The sequence below is a fragment of the Streptomyces paromomycinus genome, assembly GCF_003865155.1.
Classification (GTDB): Bacteria; Actinomycetota; Actinomycetes; order Streptomycetales; family Streptomycetaceae; genus Streptomyces; species Streptomyces chrestomyceticus.
Genome location: NZ_BHZD01000001.1, coordinates 2,766,804 through 2,786,667, shown reverse-complemented (window position 1 = coordinate 2,786,667; position 19,864 = coordinate 2,766,804). Strand labels below are relative to the sequence as shown.

Here is a 19,864-nt window from a genome sequence, read left to right as displayed (position 1 = left end):
CCGCCGACCGGCGCCCCGGGGTGTGCCAGGGGCGCACGCCGACCGGCGCGTCGAGGCTCGCGGGAGCGCTCACCGCCCGGCCCCGCCCCCCGACCGGACCTCCGCCTCCGGCACGTCCCGGCCCGCGTCCCGAGCCACCTCCCGATCCGCGCCATGATCCGCGCCCCGGTCCGCGCCACGAACCACGTCCCGGTCCGCGCCACGAGCCATGTCCCGGCCCGCGTCCCTGTCGGCCTGCGGGGACGCCGCCCCCTCAGCAGGCTCCGGCCCACCGTCCGGCCGCGCCGGATGCGCGAACGGCCCCTCCGGCCCCGCGCCGGTCCCGGCCCCGTTCCCAGCCCTGGCCCGCGCTTCTCCCTCGACCCCTGCAGCGCCCTCCGCGCGTCTCGCAGCGCCGTCCGCGCGCCCCGCGGCCCCTGCCGGTCCCGCGCCTCCCGGGCCACCCCCTGCCCCGTCCCTCGGCCCACTCCCCGGGCCCCCGCCCCGCACCGCCTCCGCACACGCATACAGCTCCGCCGGCCGGACGCCTCCCATGGCCGCGACCAGGTGCCCGTCCGGTCGTACGACCAGGACGGTGTGGGCGACCGCGCCCGGGTACGACTCGGCGACCAGTACCTCGGCGGGCATCGGCAGGGCGTCCACCGTCTTCGAGAGGCGCGGCATCAGACCGGCCGACTTCCAGTGCCGCCGGTCCCACACGCCCGTACCGGGCGCCACCAGCACCACCAGCAGCCCCCGGCCCAGCCGGGTCCGCAGCGGTACCCGGGCGCCGTCCGAGGCCGTCACGGGGACGTCCGCGACCGGAGCGCCGACCTGCGTGTCCACCGTCATTGCGCACGACGGGTCGGTGGCCGGGGCGAGCGGGGAACGGGCGTACGCGGGGGGCGCGCCGAGCGGCCCGCGCCCCAGGTGCCCGTCGGTGAGCATCGCCGTGTGCCCGCGGGCGGCCCCCGGCAGCACGGCCCGCCACCGGCCGCCCCGCTCGCCGTCGCGCAGCAGCGGCAGGGCGCGGTCGGCGGCGCGCAGCCGGGCCGTGACGGCGTCCCTGCGCTCGGCCTGATAGCTGTCCAGCAGGGCCTCCGAAGCGCCTTGGTGCCAGGCCAGGGCCAGCTTCCAGGCGAGGTTCTCGGCGTCCCGCAGGCCCTCGTCCAAGCCCTGGGTGCCGAGCGCGCCGAGCAGGTGGGCGGCGTCACCGGCGAGGAAGGCGCGGCCGCGCCGCCAGCGCCGGGCCAGCCGGTGGTGCACCGTGTGCACACCGGTGTCGAGGAGTTCGTACGGCGGTACGGCGGGGACGTGCGGGCCGCCCCGGCCCCCGCCCTTCCTGCCGGAACCACGCACCGGCCCGGCGGCCGCCCCCGGCCCGGCCCAGTTCCCGGCGCCCGCCCCCGGCCCGGCTCCGGCGTCGGCCCCCGTTCCGATCCCGGCCCCCGTTCCGATCCCGGTGCCCGCCCCCGCCTCCGCGGTCCACAGCGCCAGCGAGTCGCGGATCCGGGCCACCAGCGCATCCGGCGTCACCAGGTCGCGGCCGGGCGGCAGCAGCCAGTCCAGCCGCCACACCCCGCCGGGCAGCGGCCGGGCGGTCACCTCACCGCCGGACCCGCCGCCGCCCTGCCGCGCGGGCGAGCGGTGCAGCAACGCCTCGCCCGGCCAGGGAAGTTCCGTCCGCAGCGCCGCCACCGCGTGCCGCTCGACCGCCGTACGCCCCGGGAAGCGGATCTCCAGCAGTTTGCGGACCGTCGAGCGCGGGCCGTCGCAGCCGACCAGGTAACTGGCACGCCACCACGCGCCGTTGGCGCCGCGGGTGTGGGCGCTGACCCCGTACTCGTCCTGCCGCAGCTCGTCGAGCCGGCTGCCGGCGACGATCCGGACGCCGGGCTGCGCCGCGAGCGCGGTGCGCAGTGCCCGGGTCAGCGCGTGCTGCGGCACGTGTACGGGAGAAGCGGGACAAAACGGAGAAGCCGGAGAAGCAGGAGGAACGAAGGAAACGGAAGGAACGGAGGAAGCAGGAGGAACGGAGGAACCGGAGGATGCGGAGGATGCGGAGGATGCGGAGGAAACAGGAGAAGCCCCCCCCGACCCGAACTCCACCCGTTCCAGCAGCCGCCTCCGGCGCACCGACCGCCAGGCCGTCCAGCGGGTGCCCGCCGAGGCCAGGGCCGGGCCGCAGCCCAGCCGCTCCAGGAACGCGGTGGTGTCCGGCCGCAGGACGACGGTGCGGGCGGGCCGCGGATCGATCGCGCCGGGGGCTTCGTCCAGCACCACGCACGGGACGTCGAGGCGGGCGAGGGCGAGGGCGAGGGCGAGGCCGACGGGGCCGGCCCCGACGACGATCACCGGGTCCACGGCGTGGCTCCCCCGGTCCGCGGGTTCTTACGGGACGTACAGGAACTGGCAGTTGGAGCCCGGTGCGCGATCACACAGCGTATGCAACCCATTGCGGGCGCCCGCGTCAAGTGACGGGGGCAGCGGCGCACGCGGCACTGCCCCCGTTCACGGTGTCACACCGTCAGGGCGTGTAGCCGCCCCCGCCGCCCAAGTCCGGCGGCCGCCGGGTGTCGACCGGGCCGCCGGGTGTGCCGTCGGCTCCTTCCAGCGCGTCCGACGCGGTGACCGGCTCGCCCGCCCCGGCCATCGCGATGCCGGTCTTGGCCCGCCGGCCGCGCCGCTCGATCCAGTTGGCCAGCCCGGACAGCGCCAGACACATCGCCACGTAGATCGCGCCGGCCACGATGATCATCGGCACGTACGGGTTCTCGTCGTTGACGACGATGGTGCTGGCCATCTGCTGGATCGTGTACAGCAGCTCCTCGAAGGTGATCACGTAACCGAGCGAGGTGTCCTTGAGGGTCACCACCAGCTGGCTGATGATCGTCGGCAGCATCGCCCGGACGGCCTGCGGCATCAGCACCGTCGTCATGACCTGCGTCTTGCTCATGCCGAGCGCGTAGGCCGCCTCGCGCTGCCCCCGGGGCACCGCGTTGATGCCGGCCCGCAGCACCTCCGCCTGCACCGAGCCGTTGTAGACGGTCAGGCCCACGACCAGGGCCCAGAACTGCGGGGAGTCGCCGGTCAGGCCCAGCTCCTCCTTGTAGGAGAGCAGGATCACCCACAGGGCGTAGATCGTGATCAGCAGCGGGACGGCGCGGAACAGCTCGATGAACCCGGTCGCCAGCCAGAGCACCGGCTTGTGGTCGGAGAGCCGGGCGACGGCGAGCAGCACGCCGAGCGCGAGGGAGAGCACCGCGGCGACCGCGAAGACCTGGAGGGTCGTCAGGACGCCGTTGCGGATGTTGGTCCGCACGCCGGCGTTGTTGAAGATGTTCCACATCTCCGGCTCGAACTGACCCTTGGCGGCCAGCCGCAGCACGGCGAAGAGGAGCAGGCCGAGGACGGCGAGCGCGCCGACGACGGTGTAGACGCGGTTGCGGACCTTGGCCTTGGGCCCCGGGGCGTCGTAGAGGACGCTGGTCATCGGGCCACCTCCAGGCGGCGTTCGAGCAGCCGGAAGATGCCGCTGATGGCGAACGTGATGATCAAGTAGGCGAGGGCGATCCAGAGGAAGATCCAGCCGATCGGCCGGCCCTGGTCGTTCAGGAGCTTGGAGACGTTGAACAGCTCCGTGTTGCTGAAGGCACCCGCGATGGCCGAGTTCTTGGTGAGCGCGATCAGGATGCTGCTCAGCGGCGGGAGCACGGTGCGGGTGGCCTGCGGCAGGACGATGATCCGCAGCGTCTGGACGAAGGTCATCCCGATGCTGCGGGCGGCCTCCGCCTGGCCCAGCGGCACGGTGTTGATGCCCGAGCGGACGGCCTCGCAGATGAACGAGGACGTGTAGAAGCCCAGGGCCAGCGTCGCGAGCACGAACGGGCTGATGCCCGGGAAGAAGATCTGCGGGACGACGAAGAAGGCGACCAGGAACAGCAGGGTGAGCGGGGTGTTGCGCAGCAGCGTCACCCAGGCCGTCCCGAAGGCGCGCAGCGGGGGCACCGGCGAGACCCGGAAACCGGCGATGAGGAGGCCCAGCAGGATGGCGAGCGCCCCGCTGGCCGCGGTGAGCGACACGGTTCCGAGGAACCCGGTGCGGAACTCGGGAAGATAGTCGAGGAGTACGTTCATGGGTTCTCCGCGGTAGCGGTCAGGTCAGCGGCGGACGGGTGGACGGCCCGGTGCGGGGCGTGCGCGGCGCGCGGGGTACGGGAGCACGGCCCGGCGTGCGGGCGCTTGCGTGCGCGGCGTACCGGTTGTACGGGCGGCGTACCGGTGTACGGCCGGGAGCGCGGGCGCGGCCCGCGACGGCGTGCGCACGGGCGTCCCGGCGCGTGGATCCTCAGGCACCCACGCCCCGCACGCCCGCCGAAGCGGCGTACGGGGCGTGCGGCGGCGGACGGCGGGTGCGCGACCCGGGTCAGTCGCGCGGCAGCGGCGTCTCCGGCGCGACGAAGCTGGTCCCGGACTTGCCGAGGGTGCCTTCGTAGGCCTTCTTGTAGTCGCCGTTCTTGATGTGCTTCTCCAGCGCGTCGGTGATCGCGTCACGCAGCGCCTTGTCGCCCTTCATCAGGCCGACGCCGTACGGCTCCTTGGTGAACGGCTTGCCGACGACCCGCAGCTTCTTGGGCCGCTCGGCCGCGTACCCCTTGAGGATCGCGTCGTCCGTGGTGACCGCGTCCACCTGGCCGTCGAGCAGCTGCTTGACGCACAGCGAGTACTTGGCCAGCTCGGTGGTCTGCGCGCCGTACTTCGGCTTCTTGATCTCCTGCAGCGGGGTGGACCCGACGATCGAGCAGACCTTCTTGCCCTTGACGGTTTCCGGGCCGGTGATGGACTTGTCGTCCCGGCGCACCAGGAGATCCGCGCCCGCGGTGTAGTACGGGCCCGCGAAGTCGATCTGCTTCTTGCGCTCCTCGTTGATCGTGTACGTGCCGACGTAGTAGTCGACCTGGCCCTTGGAGATCGCGGTCTCGCGGACGTTGGAGTCGACCGTCTTGAACTCGATCTGCTTCTCGGAGAAGCCCAGGTCGGCGGCGATCATCTTGGCGATCTCGATGTCGAAGCCGGTCCGCTTGCCGGTGGTGTCCTGGAAGCCGAGGTAGGGCTGGTCGGCCTTGGCGCCGATGGTGATCTTCCCGGCCTGCTTGGCCTTCTTCCAGGCCGGCGAGTTCACGTTCGCCTTGTCGTTGACCGGGTACGTCCCGCTGTAGACCTCCCCGCCGGACGCCTTGTCGCCGGCCGTGCCCGACTCGCCGCCACATGCGGTCGCCGTCGCCGTCAGCGCGAGCACCACCGCACCCGCCGCGGCCGTCTTACGAATCCTCATGGTGAACATCCTTCGGTTCAGCGGAAGTTGGCAATCATGATGACCGGCCGCACGGTCAGTGGTGGAGGATCTTCGAAAGGAAGTCCTTGGCCCGGTCGCTGCGCGGGTTGTTGAAGAACTGGTTCGGCTCGGCCTCTTCGACGATCCGGCCGTCCGCCATGAAGACCACGCGGTTGGCCGCCGAGCGGGCGAAGCCCATCTCGTGCGTGACCACGACCATCGTCATGCCGTCCCGGGCGAGCTGCTGCATGACCTCCAGCACCTCGTTGATCATCTCCGGGTCGAGTGCGGAGGTCGGCTCGTCGAAAAGCATGACCTTGGGGTCCATCGCCAGGGCCCGGGCGATGGCCACCCGCTGCTGCTGCCCGCCGGACAGCTGGGCGGGGTACTTGTCCGCTTGAGTGCCGACTCCCACCCGGTCCAGCAGGGTCCGGGCCTTCTCCTCGGCCGCCTTCTTGTCCGTCCGGCGGACCTTGGTCTGGCCCAGCATCACGTTCTCCAGCACCGTCTTGTGCGCGAAGAGGTTGAAGGACTGGAAGACCATGCCCACGTCGGCACGGAGCCGGGCCAGCTCGCGCCCCTCCTGGGGCAGCGGCTTGCCGTCGATCGTGATGGCGCCGGAGTCCACGGTCTCCAGCCGGTTGATCGTGCGGCACAACGTCGATTTGCCGGACCCGGAGGGCCCGATCACCACGACCACCTCACCGCGCCGGATGGTCAGGTCGATGTCCTGGAGTACGTGCAGCGCGCCGAAGTGCTTGTTCACGTTGTCCAGCACGACCAGCGGGTCGCCCGCCGGCGCGGGCCCCTTGTCGCTCTTGGTCACCGATACTTCGCTCATCGGCGTACAGCTCCGTCCTCCTCGGTTGGGGAGGACCCTAGTAACGCCCTGCGACCAGCGTCATTACATCTGAGCGGGATTTGAGCATAACGATACGGCCGCGAAGGGACACGCGGCGTGCACGGGGCGCGCGGACCGGCGCCCCGGTGTACCGGCTGCATAACGGAACCGGCCCTCCGGGAATACCCCCTTGACGTGCGTGCCGTCCATCGCCGTAGATGCCTTTTGGCCGCTTCGTGGACGGCCCGCGATCCGTACGCGCCCGCGTACGGGTGTACACCTATGCACCCGCGCGTCCAGGTATGCGCGGCCGGGCACACAACGTGAGGAGGGGGCCGGTGCGGCTGCTGCTCGTGGAGGACGACGACCATGTCGCGGCCGCCCTGTCCGCCGTGCTGTCCCGGCACGGCTTCGACGTCACCCACGCCCGCAACGGCGAGGAGGCGCTGCAGGCCCTGCTGCCCGGCGACCGGGAGCCCTTCGGCGTGGTCCTGCTCGACCTCGGCCTGCCCGACCAGGACGGCTTCGAGGTCTGTGGCCGGATCCGGCGGCTGTGCGGCAGCCCGGTGATCATGGTGACCGCGCGGGCGGACGTCCGCTCCCGTATCCACGGCCTGAACCTCGGCGCCGACGACTACGTGGTCAAGCCCTACGACACCGGCGAACTGCTCGCCCGTATCCATGCCGTCAGCCGCCGCCGCGCCGCCACACCCGCCGCCTCCGGGGAGCCGCCCGCCCAGGAGGGCGCCCCGCCCGGCGACCTGCGGCTCGGCGCCGTCACCATCGAACTGTCCACCCGGCAGGTGTCCGTGGGCGGCACCGCCGTACCCCTGACCCGCAAGGAGTTCGACCTGCTCGCCCTGCTCGCGCAGCGGCCGGGCGTCGTCTTCCGCCGCGAACAGATCATCAGCGAGGTGTGGCGCACCAGCTGGGAGGGGACCGGCCGGACCCTGGAAGTGCACATCGCGTCGCTGCGCGCCAAGCTGCGGATGCCCGCGCTGATCGAGACCGTGCGCGGGGTCGGCTACCGGCTCGTGGCGCCGCCCGCCGCCGTGTCACCGGCCGGCCCGGCCTCCTGACGGCCGGCGGCCCGCACCGTGCGCACCCGACTCCTCCCGCTCCTGATCGTCCTGCTGGCCGGGGTGCTGCTCGCGCTCGGCTTCCCGCTCGCCGGCATCACCGCGGGCGTCGAACAGCAGCGGGTGGTCGTCGACCGGATCGACGACGCGGCGCGCTTCGCCTCCCTCGCCCAGTACGTCACCGCCCGCCCGGGCGCCGGCAAGACCCCCGACGAGGACGAGCGGCAGACCACGCTGAGCGCCGAACTCAGGCGCTACCACGAGCTGTACGGCATCCGCGCCGGCGTGTTCTTCCGCGACGGTACGCCCATGGCGGCGGCCCCCGCCGACTGGCGCGTACCGGAGAAAGGGGAAGGCGCGCGGGCCTTCAGCGAGGCCCTGGCGGGCCGCCGCAGCCACGACCCCCACCAGATCTGGCCCTGGGACGACGACGGCCGGATCCCCGTCGCCTCGCCCGTCGTCCGGGACGGCGACGTGGTCGCCGTCGTCGTCACCGACTCGCCCACCGGGCGGATGCGCTCCCGCGTCCTGCACGGGTGGCTGCTGATCGGAGCGGGGGAGTGCGCGGCCATGCTCGTCGCGGTGGGCGCCGCCTTCCGGCTCACCGGCTGGGTGCTGCGCCCGGTGCGCGTCCTGGACGCCGCGAGCCACGACATCGCCACCGGCCGGATGAAGTCCCGGGTCGCGGCCGCTTCCGGGCCGCCGGAACTCCGCCGCCTGGCCCGTTCGTTCAACGAGATGGCCGACAACGTCGAGGAGGTGCTGGAACAGCAGCGAGCCTTTGTCGCCGACGCCTCGCACCAACTGCGCAACCCGCTCTCCGCACTGCTGCTGCGCATCGAACTGCTCGCCCTGGAACTTCCCGACGGCAACGAGGAGATCGCCTCCGTCCGGACGGAGGGCAAGCGCCTGGCCCGGGTCCTGGACGACCTCCTGGGCCTGGCGCTGGCCGAGCACGCCGCCGCCGACCTCCAGCTCACCGACATCGCCGCGCTCGCCGCCGAGCGGGTCGGCTCCTGGCGCCCGCTGGCCGACGACGAAGGGGTGCTGCTGTCCTACGAGGGCCAGCGGGCCGTGACGGGCTGGGCGGACCCGGTCGCCCTGTCCAGCGCCCTGGACGCCCTGATCGACAACGCCCTGAAGTTCACCCCCGCCGGGGAACGGGTCACCGTCGGGGTGGCGCCGGACGGCGAGACCGTACGGATCACCGTCTGCGATCACGGCCCCGGCCTCACCGAGGACGAACTGGCCCGGATCGGCGACCGCTTCTGGCGCAGCGGCCGCCACCAGAACGTCTCCGGCTCCGGGCTGGGCCTGTCGATCACCCGTGCGCTGCTCGCCGGCGGCGGCGCCACGCTCTCCTTCGCGCCGCACCGGCCGCACGGGCTGCGGGTGACCGTGGTGGTGCCGCGCAACGCACCGTGACCGTCCGTGACCGCGTGGGCCCGGCCCGGTCCCGGACGGCCCTGCCAGGACCGTGAAGGTGTGTTACCGTTGACGGTGTTGCAGTTGTGGTACCCATGAACTTTGTGCGCGCCCGGAGGCTGGAAGCCCCGGGCGTTCCTTGTTTTCCGGACCTTTCTCCGGTGTGGGGCGATCATCTCGGCGACAGGGAGGCCGTGCAGTGCGGTCTCCGGTTTGCCCCTAGAAGGAGAAAAACATGGCCACCGGCACCGTGAAGTGGTTCAACGCGGAAAAGGGCTTCGGCTTCATCGAGCAGGACGGCGGCGGCCCCGACGTCTTCGCCCACTACTCGAACATCCAGGCGCAGGGCTTCCGTGAGCTCCTGGAGGGCCAGAAGGTCAGCTTCGACGTGACCCAGGGCCCGAAGGGCCCGCAGGCGGAGAACATCATCCCCGCCTGACGCACCGCACGTCAGCGGACGGGGCCCGCACCGGCCGGTGCGGGCCCCGTCCGTATCCGTACGGCCCACCGCCGTACGCCCCCCGCACGGCTCGCCGTCCGCACCGAACGTCGTCGCGCGAGCGCACCGCAGCCGCACGACCCGTATGCGTACGTCCCGTACCCATGCGGCCCGAGACCGCACGGCACCGTGCCGTACGCGCTCGGCCTCCCCGCCACAGAAGGGCTTTCAGTGACCCGAGCGACCGCACCGCGACAGAGCGCCGCATCCCAGCCGTCCCCGCGGACGGCCCCCCAGCCGCCCGCCGTCTCCTTCGACGAGCTGCCGCTGGCACCGGCCCTTCTCACCGCGCTGCGCGCGCAGGGCGTCACCGAGCCGTTCCCCATCCAGGCCGCGACGCTGCCCGCCACCCTCGCGGGCCGGGACGTCCTCGGCCGCGGCCGGACCGGCTCCGGCAAGACCCTGGCCTTCGGGCTGGCGATGCTCAGCCGTACGGCGGGACGCCGTGCCGAGAGCAAGAGCCCCCTCGCGATGGTGCTCGTGCCCACCCGTGAGCTGGCCACCCAGGTCACTCAGGCGCTCGCCCCGTACGCCACCGCGGTCGGCCTGCGCACGACCACGGTCGTCGGCGGCACCTCGATCAACCGCCAGGTCGACGCGCTGCGCAAGGGCGCCGAGATCCTGGTCGCCACCCCGGGCCGGCTCGCCGACCTGCTGGACCGCCGCGCCTGCAAGCTCGACCAGGTCGCCATCACCGTCCTCGACGAGGCCGACCAGATGACCGACATGGGCTTCCTGCCGCAGGTCACCCGCCTGATGGAGAAGGTGGACCCGGACGGCCAGCGGATGCTGTTCTCCGCGACGCTGGACCGCAACGTCGACAAGCTCGTGCGCCGCTTCCTGACCGACCCGGTCACCCACTCCGTGGACCCGTCGGCCGCGACGGTCACCACCATGGAGCACCACGTCCTGTACGTGGACGACACCGACAAGCGGGCCACCACGACCGAGATCGCCGCCCGCGACGGCCGCGTGATCATGTTCGTGGACACCAAGCGCGGCGCCGACCGGCTCACCAAGCACCTGCTGTCGCAGGGCGTACGGGCCGCGGCGCTGCACGGCGGCAAGTCCCAGCCGCAGCGCACCCGCACTCTGGAGCAGTTCCGCACCGGCCAGGCCACCGCGCTGATCGCGACCAACGTCGCCGCCCGCGGCATCCACATCGACGGCCTCGACCTCGTGGTCAACGTCGACCCGCCGACCGAGGCCAAGGACTACCTGCACCGCGGCGGCCGTACCGCGCGGGCCGGCGAGTCGGGCACCGTCGTCACCCTGGTCACGCCCGGCCAGCGCCGGGACATGACCCGGCTGATGTCCCGGGCGAAGATCACCCCCGGTACGGCCCGGGTCCGGCCCGGCGACAGCGAACTCATACGGATCACGGGTGCGCAGGCGCCGTCCGGCCAGCCGGTCGTGATCGCCGTCCCCGTGCAGCAGGAGCGGCCGAAGTCCACGGGCGGCGGCGGGCGGCGGCGTCCGCGCCGCGGCGGTTCCGGCGGCGGCTCGGCGGGCGGCGGCACCGGAGCGGCGGGCGGCGGCCGTCCGTCCCGGCGTCCCTCCCGCGCCCCCAAGGCACCGCGCACCCCGCGGGCGCCCAAGGCGTGACGCGCGCCGGGGCGTGCACGGAAGCCCGCGCACGCCCCGGCCCTTTCGGGCACCCTGGGGCCGCCCGCTACGGCTTCTCCGACACGTAATAACGCCGCGCGCCCTCGTGCAGCGGCAGCGGATCGGTGAACACCGCGGTCCGCAGATCCACCTTCTGCGCGGCGTGCACCTCGGTACCGATCCGGTCCCGGCTGCGTATGACGGTCCGGGTGATCGCCTCCGTCCGTACCGGGTCCTGCCGGTCGGTGGTCACCAGGAGATTCGCGACCGCGATCGTCCTGACCGCCTGCCCCTTCTGGACCAGCGGATAGGCGTCGGCCGGCATCACGGCCGCCCGGTAGTGCCGGCTCCGCCCGCCCTGCCGGTGCAGCGCCGGAATCAGGTCCCCGAGCTGGACGAGCCGTATCGGCATCCGCCGGGCCACCTGCTGCACGGCCGAGGTCGGCAGCCCGCCCGACCAGAAGAAGGCGTCCAGCTTCCCCTCCTCCAGCAGCTTCGGCATCCGGTCGATGCCGACCCGCACCGCCTCGATGTCGCGGTCGAAGTCCAGCCCGGCCGCCGCGACCAGCCGCCGGGTGGTCAGCTGGACGCCGGAGCCGTCCGCCCCCACCCCGACGCGCAGCTTCCCGAGGTCCTTGGCCGAGCCGACCGGCGAGTCCGCGGGGACGATCAGTTGCAGGTAGTCGTCGTACAGCCGCGCGCAGGCCCGCAGTCCGGCCGCCTGCCGCGGATGGAGACGCTGCTGCTCGGCCACCGCGTCCGCGGTAGCGATCGCGAACTGTGCCTTGCCGGTCGCCAGGTGCTCCAGATTGTCCAGCGACCCCGCGCTGTTCATCAGCCGTACGTCCACCCTCGGCAGGTCCCGGCGCAGATCCTGCTTCAGGAGCTCCCCGTAGCGCGCGTACACCCCGGAGCGCACGCCGGTGGACAGCGTGAACCGCCCGCCGGGCTCGGGCGGCCCGGAGGGCAGCAGCCACCACAGCAGCAGGCCGAGTACGGCCAGCACCGCGGCAACCGCGAGGAGCGCCCGGCGGCGGCCGGAACGGGGGAGTACGGAGACCATGGGCGGGATCCTGCCAGCCCGGTACCGGGAAAGGGAGGGGCGGGTGAGGGTCAGGCCGCCGGATCTGTCCACGACGGTGCCGGGACGGCCCGCAGGGCCGGTCCGAAACCACAAGTTCTCCCCAGCGAGAGGTTTGTCCCGGACGGCGATGGCAGCTGATCATGTGCTGATGAGAGCCGAAGTACGGGTGTTTGTCGCCGATGGCCCGCTGCCTGACTGGGACGCGAGCGAGGAAGAGATCGACAGGCGGGTCAGGCAACTCAAGGCCATTCCCGAGCCCGTCACGGGCGAAGAGGCGCGGGCCCTCGTCGCCTGCTTCGGCCCGGACGACTGCTACGGCGCTGCCTGGACGCTGCTGCACCGCATCGAGACCGGCCCGAACCCTGTCCTGACCGACGATCCCGGTCCCGGTGCCAACGAGTGGGCCCGGCGGCTCTACGATCGCGCCGTGTGCGGCGGTCTCATTCCGGGCGCTTGACCAGGTGCAAACTGACCGGACTCGACGACCCGCACACCCGGCACCCTCCGCACGCGGGCGAGGCAGCGCGCTGGTGTCGGAAACGACGTTTCCGCATCCCACCGGATGCATGCGGAACCAACGGCATCGGCTGCTCAGGCCGCCGATTCGCACCCGCAGGCCGCCGGGCCGGGCCCGGCTAGGACTCAGGGGGCGTGAGGGTGTCGATACGGGCGGCGAGGTCGGGGTGAGCGGCGGCCAGGTGGGGGCGGGCAGCGGCCAGGGGGGCGATGAGGCAGCGGGGGTCGTCCTGGGCGAGGGCCGCGTGGAGCTCGCCGAGCGGGTGGCGGGCGGCCGGGGGGAGGTCGGTGAGGGCGGTGATCTGGCCGGCGAGGCGGCGCAGGTCGGCGGCGTTGGCGCGGGCCCGGGCGGCGGTTGTGCGTTCGGCGGCCCGGGCCTGGCGGGTGGCTGACACGCGTTGCTCGCCGGTGGTCCCGGCCGGGCCGGGACGGCCGCGCAGATAGCGGCGCTCGGCCGCCTGGCGGCTGGCGACACCGAGGGGATGGGCGAGGTCCGCCCAGCTGGCTCCCGCGTCTCGGGCTGTTTCGATCAGGCCGGTCTCCCATCCGGCCAGCTGCTCGCGCACCTGCCGCAGCAACATCAGGGAGGCCAGTGCCTGCTCCGGTTCCGGACCGGGGGCTTCGGGAGTGTCCGGGGACTCTTGCTGGGCGTCGCGCAGGGCGTCGTCTATGGCGCTGAGGGCCGCCGCGGCGGCGAGGAACGACGCCGGGCTGTGGGCGTTCGTGCTGGTGGCGGACGGCTGGTCGGCTGCGGTCACGGGCACCTCCCTCGGGCTGTCATCGTGAAGACGACATCATGTTTGTCATCCATTGGACGACATGTTACAACGGTGTGCGTGAGGCGCATTGGCAGTAACGGCCTGAATCCGCTGGAGGTGTTTCACGATGTTGATGCGCACTGCTTCCTTCCGTGAGCTGGACCGGCTGGCACAGCAGCTGACAGGCCCGGGCACCTGGACCCGGCCGTCGGCGATACCGATGGACGCCTACCGTCAGGACGACCAGTTCGTGATGGCCTTCGACCTTCCGGGCGTCACCGCGGACGCGATCGACATCGACATCGAGCGCAACACGCTGACCGTCAAGGCTGAGCGGCGGCCGACGGCGCAGGCCGACGACGTACGGACGGAGCTGTCCGAACGGCCGCTGGGCGTCTTCTCCCGCCAGATCGTGCTCGCCGACACCCTCGACACCGAGCACATCCAGGCCGACTACGACGCGGGCGTGCTCACCCTGCGCATTCCGATCGCCGAGCGCGCCAAGGCCCGCAAGATCTCCATCGGCACCGGATCCGGCCGCAAGGAGGTCTCCGGCTGACACCGGCCGGACGGGTGCGGAGGGCGGGCGCCTGATCTCCCCCTCACCCCGCTCTCCGCACCCCCCGTCAGCAGTCCGAAGAAACTGGGGTGAGGGCTGAGATGACTCTGCGATGCGAAGCGTTCCTCGGCCAGGTCGAGGAACGCGGCGAGTACGGCACTCCGGAGGAAGCCGAGCGCGCGGCCCGTGTAGTGCTCGCCCTCCTCGGCGCACACCTGGTCGGCGATGTCCGCGCCCAGCTGGCGGCGCGCCTGCCTGAGACGTTCGCCCTGATCCTGCTCAACCCGCTGCAGAGCGCCGAACCGCTGTCTCCGGAGCGGTTCGTCCGCGCGACCGCCGCGTGGATCGACGGCGCCACCGAGCAGACCGCGGCCTGGGACGTCAGCGCCGTGCTGTCCACCGTCGCCGACGCCGTCGGCGAGAACCTGCTGGGCCAGATCCTGCTCCAGCTCCCGGCCGGCTTCGACCTGCTCTTCGGCCGTCCCCAGCTCACCTGACCAACCCGCACGCCGGTGCCCGAACACCGGCCACAGCGAGAAAGGCGATCACCCCAGTGCTCTCCGACCGGCACGCACCGCCCCAGCAGCTGCACGGAACGGCATACGAGCAGATGCTGGACAAGGTCCGCTACCAGGGCGCCTACCCCACCCGTGAAAGAGCCGACGAAGCCGTCCGTCTGGTTCTTGCCGGACTGGGGCGTCAGCTCACCGGCGACGAACGCGTCGACCTGGCAGGCTGCCTGCCCCTGGAAGCCGCACGCGTGCTGACCGTGCAGATCCCCGACCGTCAGCCGCTGACCGGCTGGGCCTTCGTCAAAGACCTGGCCACCCGCACCGGCGCCTCCCTGGCCACCACCCGCTGGGACACCGGCTCCGTCTTCTCCGCCGTCGCCGCCTACGCCGGCCCCGACCTGACCACCCGCATCCTCCACCAGCTCCCCACCGGTTACGCCCTGCTCTTCGGCCGCGCCGAACTCACCCCGGCCGCGTAGACGGCGATGTGCGTGTCGGGGTGGGGCCGACGCCTGCCCCTGCCGAAGGCCCGGTGCACGGCGGCGTGTGTCACGGACGCCTTGGCCGCCGCGCACCGGGCGGACCTGACCCATCGGGACATCGAACCGTCCAGCACCATGGTGCGCTCCGGCGGCGCCGAGATCCCGACGGCCAGGGGCAGTCCGTTCGAGTCCGGCAGGAGATGCACCACCGAAGAGGCGCCGGGGAAGATCATCACAGGGTGCCTTGCTGCTCACCCCGAGTTCCACGGAAAAGGCGGTTCGCTTCCATACGGGGACCCGGTGCGCGGTGACGCTGCTCTGGTTGACGCTGCTCTGCGCGACTTCTCGGTAGTTCGAGACGGCCCACCCCGACGCGTCGTACGAACCGTGGCGGGACCTGGTCATCGACATCCACGCGCTGCGTCTGGCGGTGTACGACATCGCCGACTGACTGCGGTCGCTGCGCCCATGACGTACGCGGGTTCGCGCGCCGGGAGCCGTAAACGTCGGGCGGAGGGCGTGGCCGCGGGGGCGGTAGGCGGCCGGCCGCCACACCGGGCGGGTGCGGCGGCCGTAGGTGGGATCAGCTCGTCGTTCGAGTCGGTCGGCAGAACGGCGGGTCAGCCCGGCGTCACCGCCGCACCCGCCGGCACTCCGAACCACTCCTCCAGCGCTTCCGTCAGCCCGGCCGTCGATGCCGGCGCCCCCACGTCGGCCGCCCAAGCCGTGAAGCCGTCCGGACGGACGAGGACCGCCGCCAGGTCCGGGCGGGACGGGCAGCCGGCCGTCAGGATGTCGACGCGGTCGGCATACCCCGCGGCGAGGGCCCGGAGCTCCGGGTCGTCGGTGAGGTCGAGCAGGAGCGCCCGGCCGCTGTGGAGGTGGTCCGCGAGGCGGCCTCCGCCGGTGAGTTCGAGGTCCGGGGTGCTGCGGCCGGTCAGCGGGTGCTCGCCCCGCAGCGCGTACCGCACCCCGCCGCCGTTGAGCCGCGCGGTGAGGTACGTGGTGCCCGCCACCGTCCCCGCCAGGTCGCTGACGATCTCGCGCAGGGCCCGGGACTGCGGGTCCGGGCGCATGGCCGCGACCTGGGACCGGGTCCAGTCCAGGACCCACGCACCGACCGGGTGCCGCTCGGCGGTGTACGTGTCCAGCAGCCCTTCCGGCGCCCGCCCGCCGATCACCGCGGCGAGCTTCCAGCCGAGGTTCATCGCGTCCCCGATGCCCAGGCTCAGCCCCTGGCTGCCGAACGCGGAGTGCACGTGCGCCGCGTCGCCCGCCAGCAGCACCCGGCCCTTGCGGTACTCGGTGACCTGGCGGGCGTGGTCGGTGAAGCGGGTCGCGGTCCGCACCCCGGTGATCGTGACGTCCACGCCGGATACGCGGCGCAGCCGCGCCTGGAGGTCCTCGGCGGTGACCGGCGCGTCCCGGTCGGCCGGCGGGCCGTCGAACTCCACGGTGACGACGCGGCCCGGCATCGGCCCGTAGGCGTACACCCCGGTGTCCGTGGCGGTCCAGCCGACCTTCAGGTCCTCGGTGCCGGTCATCTCCACGACCGCCTGGTGGCAGGTGATCTCCGGGTCCGTACCGGGAAAGGCGAACCCCGCGAGCTTGCGGACCGTGCTGCGGCCGCCGTCGCAGCCCACGAGCCAGCCGGCGCGTATGGCCCCGTGGCTGGTCCGCACGGTGACAGCCTCGTCGTCCGCGTCGAAACCGGTCAGCTCCACTCCCCGGCGCACGTCGACGCCGAGTTCGTCCGCCCGCCCGCCGAGCAGCCGTTCGATGTCCTGCTGCGCGACGAAAGCGATCTCGGCGGCGGGTCCGGCGTCGCCGAGGCCCGGCTCCGTACGGTCGACCAGGTCGGCACGGAGCATGATGCCGGCGAAGTGCCCGACGATTCCCATCCCCTGGCCCGCGGCAACGCCTCCGTCCCCGCCGTTCCGTTCGCGCATGAATGTCTGGAAGCGGTCCATCGCCTGCTGCTGCACCTCGGCCAGCGCGGGCAGCATGCCCCGGCGGTAGAGCGCCTCGGCACTGGGCGTGGTGATCGCCCCGCCCTTGATCGTCGGGTTCACTTCGGTAAGGCGCTCCAGGACGGCCACCCGCGCGCCGCCGAGCCGGAGCTCGCAGGCCAGCATCAGTCCGACCGGGCCGCCTCCGGCCACCACTACGTCATAGTCCATGGCGCCGACTATGACCGAGGGTCGAAAAAGCCAAAAAGGCGGCGCGGTGTCAAGGGGCAGGTGCTGCGAGGAGGATGAGGTCGGCGCAGTCAACGCTGAGAACTGTCAAGGAACGAGGCTCATCGGCTGCTGTCGCCGGGAGCGAGCAGGCTCGTGAGCTCGGCGATCGCCCGTGAGCCCGGCGATCGCCTCTGGGACGGCTTGAAGCAGCGGCGGGCGTGCTCCGGTTTCTTGTGCCGGGACTTCGCCGTGAGCATCAGGAGCGACGAGCCCTGCTCGCCGAAAGTGGGTCAGAGGAAGTGGTGGTATTCGTAGGTCCCAGTCCGTACCGGGACCGCGGAAGGCAGTGTGCTTCCACGCCACTGGTGAGGCGTTCAGTCGTCTCGCTCACCACAAAGTCGGCACGAGCCACGTCGAATTGCTCAGGAATTCCGCCGGCCGCCCAGCACTGCCCGGGCGACCTCCACCGCATAAGGACTGGTCTTGGACTGGTCACTTCCTGATCGTCCCCAGCCGCCGCGTCCTCCGCGAGTACGCCTTCGCCACTCCCCAAGACCTTGGCAGCAGTGCTGCCTACGGGCGCAGGCCGGACGACGAGGCAGACCACCGAGGCTGCCCGGTTCCGCGCCCAGGTCCTGCATCTGCCCGTGACCGGTGACCGCGATGTCGCCGCTGCGGCCGGGACAGCGGCCGCAGCGGCGGATGTGCCCTCGTCCTCCGAGGCCGCGAGGCGGTCCGCCGGAAGGACGACACGGCGAGGGCGGGGAAGCAGCGGGAGGAGGGGCAGGACGTCGGACCGTCCGGCTGACCTGCTGCGCCGCCGCCGCGCCGCGCGGGTCCGGTGCTACTTGAGCATGCGGGCCGCCGCCACCCGGTGGAGGTGGATCAGGACGTCGTGCGAGTCCGCGAGCCGGATCTGCGGGGCGTCCGCGATCCCGGGGTAGGTGGCGCCGATGTTCTTGAGGGTGTGCGGCGCGCCGAGCCAGGCGCGGGCTGCCGCCGGGGTGTTGCGCAGGTCCACCATGAAGTCGCGGTGCCGTACCCGGTCGAGGGTGTGCTCGGCGGTGCCGGCCGCGGCCGGGCCGACGGTGAAGCGGCGGGCGCCGCCGTCGTGGCCGAGGGCGTTGAAAGAGCCCCGGTCGAAGGTGAGGCCGACACTCAGGTAGCCGCTGCCCAACCGCTGGCGGAGGAACTCGCCCTGAACCTTCGGGTAGTGGCCGGGGTCGTAGGTCTTGAGGGCGAGGTGGCTGTTGTGGGCGGCGACCACGATCTTGTTGCCGGTCCGCTGCTGCCACCAGGCGACGTTCTCCGCCATGATGCGGTCGCGGTGGAGCATGGCGTCGGGGATGTCCTTCGGGTCGTCCCAGTCGAAGGCGTACAGCGTGGTCATCTGGTGGATCGCGGTGGCGTGCTGGACGGCCCAGGCGTGCGCGTCGGCGTCGGCGCCCGTGCCGGGCCGCTGCTTGAGCAGGTCCACCGCCCGGCCGGTCCGCTCGGCGAGCTCCTTGCGTTCGGCCATCGGCTTCGACAGGTAGTCGTTGACGTACGTCCCGGCGTCGGTGGCGGGCCGCAGGCCCCGGTACAGCTCGGTGAGGCGCGCGGCGAGTTCGGGGCGGGCCGCGGCCGCGTAGGCGCTCACCTTGTCGTACAGCTCGGCGCCGGCGAACCCGCCGTCGTCGCCGACGAAGCGGACCGGGTCCTTCGGGTGCTTGACGTTGTACGCGCGTATCCACTGGAGCAGATCGCGGTACTCGGCGTTGTTCCACCACCGGTAGTCGCCCCGGAACTCCTCGTCCATGATCTGCTTCAGGTCGCCCTCGCCGCGCGTGAGGTAGGCGTCGAGCCGCAGTCCGGTGCTCCACGGGGCTTCGAGGGCGAGGGCCCGGAAGCCCTTCTCCTCGACCAGGTACCGCAAGATCCGGTGCTTGACGGTGAAGAACTCGTGCGAGCTGTGGGTGGCCTCGCCCAGGCCCACCACCCTGGCGCCGCCGACCATCCGGCCGAACGGGCGGAGATCGGCCAGGCCGCCGCGGGGCTCGGTGGTGCGCAGCGGGTGGGCCACCCGGCCGAGGGCCGCCTCGGGGGAGCGGAACGCGGCGGCCGCGGCTACCTCCGGGCCGGCGGGCGCGGCGGCACCGGCAGAGGCCGATGCGGCGGGCGGGGCGGGCGGGGTGGCGGCGGAGGCGGCCGGGGCGACGGCCAGGGTGACGCCGAGCGGGACGAGCAGGGCCGCGAGCAGGACCTTGTGCGTGTTCATGGGCTCAACTCTCGCCGCGCGGTGGCGCCCCGGACCAGCCACTTCGCCCCCCTATCGGGCGGGGGGACAGCTACACCCGTCGATGGTGGGCGGGGGACTGGGACCCGGGCCCGGACCCGGACCCGGCTTTACGGACGGTCGGCCCGGACGGGGGCCGGTGCCCCGGTGCCCTGGTGCCCCGGCGCCAGCGAGGCTGCTCCGGCTCGTACCGGTGCGGAACTCGCCCGGCCGACGGTGCGGTCCGGCCTACAGCACCCCGGCCGGCGGCCGGACGCGTTCGGCGAGCCGTCCGCGCAGGCAGCCCGCGCAGGCCGGAGCCGAGGCGCGGAGGGCGTACGAGACCGGGCAGGGGCGTCGTCGGTACCGGCACAACCCGAACGGCACGGACGCTGTCGCCACAGTGAAGAAGGCGGCCGACGCGGCCCGGGAGCGCCGGGGTTGTCGGCGTCGTTGGCGAACAGTGCGTAGTCCCAGCTGGACCACACCTCGAAGGTGACTCCGCGGGTGGGCTCATTTGCCATGACCAGGTTTCCCGCTGGGGCCGACAGTGATCGTCGTATCGGCCGTGGTGACTGCTCCCTGGAGCGTGCGCCCGCAGTGGTGCGGGGTGGGCACGGGTGGGGCGGTGTCTGGCTGTGACCTGTCCCTCGCCCGCTTCGCTGCGGCTCGTCAACCCCGGGCTGCGGAGGCGACGTTCCGCGGTACCGGCCGGCAGGGCCGCGAAATGTCCCTCATCGTGGGACGGTGCTGCCC

General features: G+C 72.7%; 17 protein-coding genes. 8 read left to right on the top strand and 9 right to left on the bottom strand.

Annotated features, from left to right (window positions below):
* Positions 1–69 precede the first annotated feature (69 nt).
* From OEIGOIKO_RS11130 to OEIGOIKO_RS11110, 5 genes are all read right to left on the bottom strand, one after another.
* A complete protein-coding gene (locus tag OEIGOIKO_RS11130) occupies positions 70–2,343 on the bottom strand; it encodes an FAD-dependent monooxygenase (RefSeq protein WP_176602585.1) in 2,274 nt (757 codons plus the stop codon).
* 163 nt (positions 2,344–2,506) lie between these two features.
* Positions 2,507–3,472 (bottom strand): amino acid ABC transporter permease, encoded by a 966-nt coding sequence (locus OEIGOIKO_RS11125; protein ID WP_125053908.1) that lies wholly within the window; start codon positions 3,470–3,472, stop codon positions 2,507–2,509.
* Positions 3,469–4,116: an amino acid ABC transporter permease gene (locus tag OEIGOIKO_RS11120; RefSeq protein WP_125053907.1), complete on the bottom strand. Its 648-nt coding sequence runs from the start codon at positions 4,114–4,116 to the stop codon at positions 3,469–3,471. The genes OEIGOIKO_RS11125 and OEIGOIKO_RS11120 overlap by 4 nt, the downstream gene beginning before the upstream one ends.
* A 289-nt stretch (positions 4,117–4,405) precedes the next feature.
* Positions 4,406–5,314 (bottom strand): glutamate ABC transporter substrate-binding protein, encoded by a 909-nt coding sequence (locus OEIGOIKO_RS11115; protein WP_125053906.1) that lies wholly within the window; start codon positions 5,312–5,314, stop codon positions 4,406–4,408.
* A gap of 55 nt (positions 5,315–5,369) precedes the next feature.
* Positions 5,370–6,155 carry an amino acid ABC transporter ATP-binding protein gene (locus OEIGOIKO_RS11110; protein ID WP_125053905.1) on the bottom strand — a complete coding sequence of 262 codons (786 nt, stop codon included), beginning with the start codon at positions 6,153–6,155 and terminating at the stop codon, positions 5,370–5,372.
* A 338-nt stretch (positions 6,156–6,493) separates the two neighbouring features.
* Here OEIGOIKO_RS11110 and OEIGOIKO_RS11105 point away from each other — a divergent pair, with 338 nt between their 5' ends.
* The 4 genes from OEIGOIKO_RS11105 (at position 6,494) to OEIGOIKO_RS11090 (ending at position 10,763) form a co-directional block, all read left to right on the top strand.
* Complete coding sequence (locus OEIGOIKO_RS11105) at positions 6,494–7,234, top strand: response regulator transcription factor (RefSeq protein ID WP_125053904.1); 741 nt, start codon at positions 6,494–6,496, stop codon at positions 7,232–7,234.
* Positions 7,235–7,252: 18 nt separating this feature from the next.
* Complete coding sequence (locus OEIGOIKO_RS11100) at positions 7,253–8,659, top strand: sensor histidine kinase (RefSeq protein ID WP_125053903.1); 1,407 nt, start codon at positions 7,253–7,255, stop codon at positions 8,657–8,659.
* A gap of 235 nt (positions 8,660–8,894) precedes the next feature.
* On the top strand, positions 8,895–9,098 hold the full coding sequence (locus OEIGOIKO_RS11095) for a cold-shock protein (protein WP_031008163.1): 204 nt from the start codon (positions 8,895–8,897) through the stop codon (positions 9,096–9,098).
* Positions 9,099–9,287: 189 nt separating this feature from the next.
* Positions 9,288–10,763: a DEAD/DEAH box helicase gene (locus tag OEIGOIKO_RS11090; RefSeq protein WP_125053902.1), complete on the top strand. Its 1,476-nt coding sequence runs from the start codon at positions 9,288–9,290 to the stop codon at positions 10,761–10,763.
* 67 nt (positions 10,764–10,830) lie between these two features.
* Here the strand turns inward: OEIGOIKO_RS11090 and OEIGOIKO_RS11085 are convergent, their stop codons facing one another.
* On the bottom strand, positions 10,831–11,826 hold the full coding sequence (locus OEIGOIKO_RS11085; RefSeq protein WP_125053901.1) for a TAXI family TRAP transporter solute-binding subunit: 996 nt from the start codon (positions 11,824–11,826) through the stop codon (positions 10,831–10,833).
* Positions 11,827–11,995: 169 nt separating this feature from the next.
* On the opposite strand from OEIGOIKO_RS11085, the gene OEIGOIKO_RS11080 reads away from it, so the two are divergent.
* The gene (locus OEIGOIKO_RS11080) at positions 11,996–12,304 is read left to right on the top strand and encodes a hypothetical protein (protein ID WP_125053900.1); all 309 of its coding nucleotides are present in this window, start codon (positions 11,996–11,998) and stop codon (positions 12,302–12,304) included.
* 178 nt (positions 12,305–12,482) lie between these two features.
* Here OEIGOIKO_RS11080 and OEIGOIKO_RS11075 read toward each other — a convergent pair whose 3' ends face one another.
* Entirely contained in the window at positions 12,483–13,121 is a 639-nt protein-coding gene (locus OEIGOIKO_RS11075) for a type III effector protein (protein WP_125053899.1), read from the bottom strand.
* A 127-nt stretch (positions 13,122–13,248) separates the two neighbouring features.
* Here OEIGOIKO_RS11075 and OEIGOIKO_RS11070 point away from each other — a divergent pair, with 127 nt between their 5' ends.
* The 3 genes from OEIGOIKO_RS11070 to OEIGOIKO_RS11060 all read left to right on the top strand — a co-directional run bounded on the left by OEIGOIKO_RS11070 (position 13,249) and on the right by OEIGOIKO_RS11060 (position 14,671).
* Entirely contained in the window at positions 13,249–13,680 is a 432-nt protein-coding gene (locus tag OEIGOIKO_RS11070) for an Hsp20/alpha crystallin family protein (protein ID WP_125053898.1), read from the top strand.
* A 101-nt stretch (positions 13,681–13,781) separates the two neighbouring features.
* Positions 13,782–14,177, top strand: coding sequence for a DUF2267 domain-containing protein (locus OEIGOIKO_RS11065; protein ID WP_125053897.1), 396 nt, complete (start codon positions 13,782–13,784; stop codon positions 14,175–14,177).
* Positions 14,178–14,233: 56 nt separating this feature from the next.
* The gene (locus tag OEIGOIKO_RS11060) at positions 14,234–14,671 is read left to right on the top strand and encodes a DUF2267 domain-containing protein (protein WP_125053896.1); all 438 of its coding nucleotides are present in this window, start codon (positions 14,234–14,236) and stop codon (positions 14,669–14,671) included.
* A 623-nt stretch (positions 14,672–15,294) separates the two neighbouring features.
* Here the strand turns inward: OEIGOIKO_RS11060 and OEIGOIKO_RS11045 are convergent.
* On the bottom strand, positions 15,295–16,854 hold the full coding sequence (locus OEIGOIKO_RS11045) for an FAD-dependent monooxygenase (RefSeq protein ID WP_246177306.1): 1,560 nt from the start codon (positions 16,852–16,854) through the stop codon (positions 15,295–15,297).
* A gap of 844 nt (positions 16,855–17,698) precedes the next feature.
* Entirely contained in the window at positions 17,699–19,111 is a 1,413-nt protein-coding gene (locus tag OEIGOIKO_RS11035; RefSeq protein WP_125053895.1) for an erythromycin esterase family protein, read from the bottom strand.
* Positions 19,112–19,864 lie beyond the last annotated feature (753 nt).

Excerpts from the sequence above, each read along its gene's own strand:
- OEIGOIKO_RS11125 (WP_125053908.1), bottom strand. The coding sequence starts at position 3,472 with ATGACCAGCGTCCTCTACGACGCCCCGGGGCCCAAGGCCAAGGTCCGC.
- OEIGOIKO_RS11120 (WP_125053907.1), bottom strand. The coding sequence starts at position 4,116 with ATGAACGTACTCCTCGACTATCTTCCCGAGTTCCGCACCGGGTTCCTC.
- OEIGOIKO_RS11115 (WP_125053906.1), bottom strand. The coding sequence starts at position 5,314 with ATGAGGATTCGTAAGACGGCCGCGGCGGGTGCGGTGGTGCTCGCGCTG.
- OEIGOIKO_RS11110 (WP_125053905.1), bottom strand. The coding sequence starts at position 6,155 with ATGAGCGAAGTATCGGTGACCAAGAGCGACAAGGGGCCCGCGCCGGCG.
- OEIGOIKO_RS11095 (WP_031008163.1), top strand. The coding sequence starts at position 8,895 with ATGGCCACCGGCACCGTGAAGTGGTTCAACGCGGAAAAGGGCTTCGGC.
- OEIGOIKO_RS11085 (WP_125053901.1), bottom strand. The coding sequence starts at position 11,826 with ATGGTCTCCGTACTCCCCCGTTCCGGCCGCCGCCGGGCGCTCCTCGCG.
- OEIGOIKO_RS11080 (WP_125053900.1), top strand. The coding sequence starts at position 11,996 with ATGAGAGCCGAAGTACGGGTGTTTGTCGCCGATGGCCCGCTGCCTGAC.
- OEIGOIKO_RS11070 (WP_125053898.1), top strand. The coding sequence starts at position 13,249 with ATGTTGATGCGCACTGCTTCCTTCCGTGAGCTGGACCGGCTGGCACAG.
- OEIGOIKO_RS11065 (WP_125053897.1), top strand. The coding sequence starts at position 13,782 with ATGACTCTGCGATGCGAAGCGTTCCTCGGCCAGGTCGAGGAACGCGGC.
- OEIGOIKO_RS11045 (WP_246177306.1), bottom strand. The coding sequence starts at position 16,854 with ATGGACTATGACGTAGTGGTGGCCGGAGGCGGCCCGGTCGGACTGATG.
- OEIGOIKO_RS11035 (WP_125053895.1), bottom strand. The coding sequence starts at position 19,111 with ATGAACACGCACAAGGTCCTGCTCGCGGCCCTGCTCGTCCCGCTCGGC.